The sequence below is a fragment of the Streptomyces caeni genome, from assembly GCF_042678285.1.
GTDB lineage: Bacteria > Actinomycetota > Actinomycetes > Streptomycetales > Streptomycetaceae > Streptomyces > Streptomyces caeni.
This window is the reverse complement of the sequence record NZ_JBHUDX010000160.1, coordinates 1-2,275: the sequence shown is the minus strand read 5'-3', so window position 1 is coordinate 2,275 and position 2,275 is coordinate 1. Positions and strand designations below refer to the sequence as shown.

At 69.2% G+C, this 2,275-nt stretch carries 1 protein-coding gene; it reads left to right on the top strand.

Annotated features, from left to right (window positions below; genetic code table 11):
* Positions 1-724: 724 nt before the first annotated feature.
* The coding region (locus ACFSL4_RS37370; protein WP_381092574.1) for an ATP-binding protein at positions 725-2,275 on the top strand (1,551 nt) is incomplete at its 3' end.

The following is a 2,275-nucleotide window of genomic DNA, read 5'->3' as shown; positions in this document are numbered from 1 at the left end:
AACTTCATGAACGAAACTATGTCGACGTGTCCCGAGCGGCTTTGACCTGCTGTTTTCCACCACTTTTCAAGATCGAATGGTAGAGCGGTGGGAGATGGAGCCTTCCAGTGCTCGCCCTCGCCGACCACGAACGGCGCAGCCACCTGCTTTGCAGCGAATCGCCAATCTCCTGCTCCATGGCCAGGGCAACGTGCGAGTAGAGACCTTCCACGCCGGCGGCCTCGCGGCCCATGCGGGTCTCCACGGCGATGCGACTATGCGACTGTGTCGATCTTCATCCAGCCGCTCCTTGCCGCCGTGACGAACCAGGTACAGCCGCTTTCCGGCGTTCGTGGTCGCGGGGAACCGGCCCCTGACCCGCGGCCAAACTGTCCAACAAGGCACTGGCCGCAGTGCGCGCCCCGGTCGCTCACCAGCCCGGATGAGATTTTCGGCAAGGGCAGGATGCATGAGGCCGACCGGGACGACAACGGTGCCCCGGATGAGCTGATCGGCACGTCAAGAGCTGTGCCGCGGTGACCTGCATGCCCTGGCGGTCGCCGGAGGTGCTCCAGCGGTCACCGCACCCCAGCGGGCGCTGGCCGCGTTTCTGCGTCTGCCCGCCGGGTGGTCTCCGCACCGGGGCACCGCTGCTCTGGCACTCGTGCCCGTACGGGACGGTGTAGCCGGTGGTCGGGTGCACGGTCGCCTCAGGTTGCCGGTGCCGTCGGCTAGCGTGCGAGGTATGCGCTACTTCAATACGGCCGGGCCGTGCGTTCCCACGCGTCACTACATGGTGCCGGCTCAGGAGCGGCTGCCCAGGGCCCGCGGGTACATCGAGCAGGGCCAGTACTTCGTGGTACACGCGCCACGGCAGACCGGGAAGACGACGGTGCTGGCGGCGATGGCCCGGGAACTGACGGCCTCGGGCCGGTACGCGGCGCTGCACTTCTCGTGCGAGAGCGCGGAGGTGGCCGGGGAGGACTACGGCCAGGCCGAGCTGCTGGTGCTGGAGGCGATTCGGCGGTCCGCGGAGTCCGCTGGGATTCCTGGTGAGCTCGCGCCCCCCGCCTCCTGGCCCGACGCGGTGCCCGGGTCCCGGCTCACGCGGGGGCTGACTGAGTGGGTGCGGAGCTGTCCGCGTCCGCTGGTGCTGTTCTTCGACGAGATCGACGCGCTGCGGGGGGAGAGCCTGCGCAGTGTGCTGCGCCAGTTGCGCGATGGCTTCACTGTCAGCCGTGGCGGCTTCCCGCATGCGGTGGTGCTGTGCGGGCTGCGGGATGTGCGTGACTACAAGGCGGCCTCGGGCGGGGATCCGGGGCGCCTTGGTACGTCGAGTCCGTTCAACATCAAGGTGGCGTCGCTGCGGTTGGGCGACTTCACCGAGGCCGAGGTCGCCGAGCTGTACGGGCAGCACACCACGCAGACGGGCCAGGATTTCACGGTGGATGCGCTGGAGCGTGCCTTCAGCTTTACCCAGGGACAGCCGTGGCTGGTCAACGCGCTGGCCCGGGAGGTCGTCGAGGAGATGGGGGTGCCGTCGGACACGCCGATCACGGCCGAGCACATGGAGGAGGCGAAGGAGCGGCTGATCCTGGCGCGTGCGACGCATCTGGACTCGCTGGCCGCCAGGTTGGGCGAGGACCGGGTGCGGCGGGTGATCCAGCCGGTGATCGCGGGCGAGCTGCTCCTGCCGACGGACACGTACGACGACGATCTGGCGTACGTGCGCGACCTGGGGCTGGTCGCTCCGGACGCGCCGGTGCGGGTGGCCAATCCGATCTACCAGGAGGTCATTGTCCGGGTCCTGGGAAACAACACGGAGGGCCAGGTCGTCGCCGCCCCGAGCAGCTTCCGGCTGCCGGACGGCCGGATCGACATGGACAAGCTGCTGTGCTCCTTCGCCGAGTTCTGGCGGGAGAACGGCGAGATCCTGGCCACCGCCTCGACCTACCCGGAGGCCGCAGCACAGCTGGTGATGATGGCCTACCTGCACCGGATCGTGAACGGGGCGGGTTTCATCGACCGGGAGTACGGGGTCGGCCGGCGGCGCGTGGACCTGCTGGTTCGCCAGCCGTACACCGCTGCCGACGGTTCGCGGGCGGTGCAGCGCGAGGCGCTGGAGCTGAAGGTGTGGCGCCAGGGCCGCACCGACCCCCTCGCCGAGGGGCTGGCACAGCTGGACGACTACCTGGACCGCATGGAGCTGTCCACGGGCACCCTCGTCGTCTTCGACACCCGCCCGCAGGCAGCCCCGGTCCACGAGCGCACCGCCTTCTCGCAGCAGACCACGCCC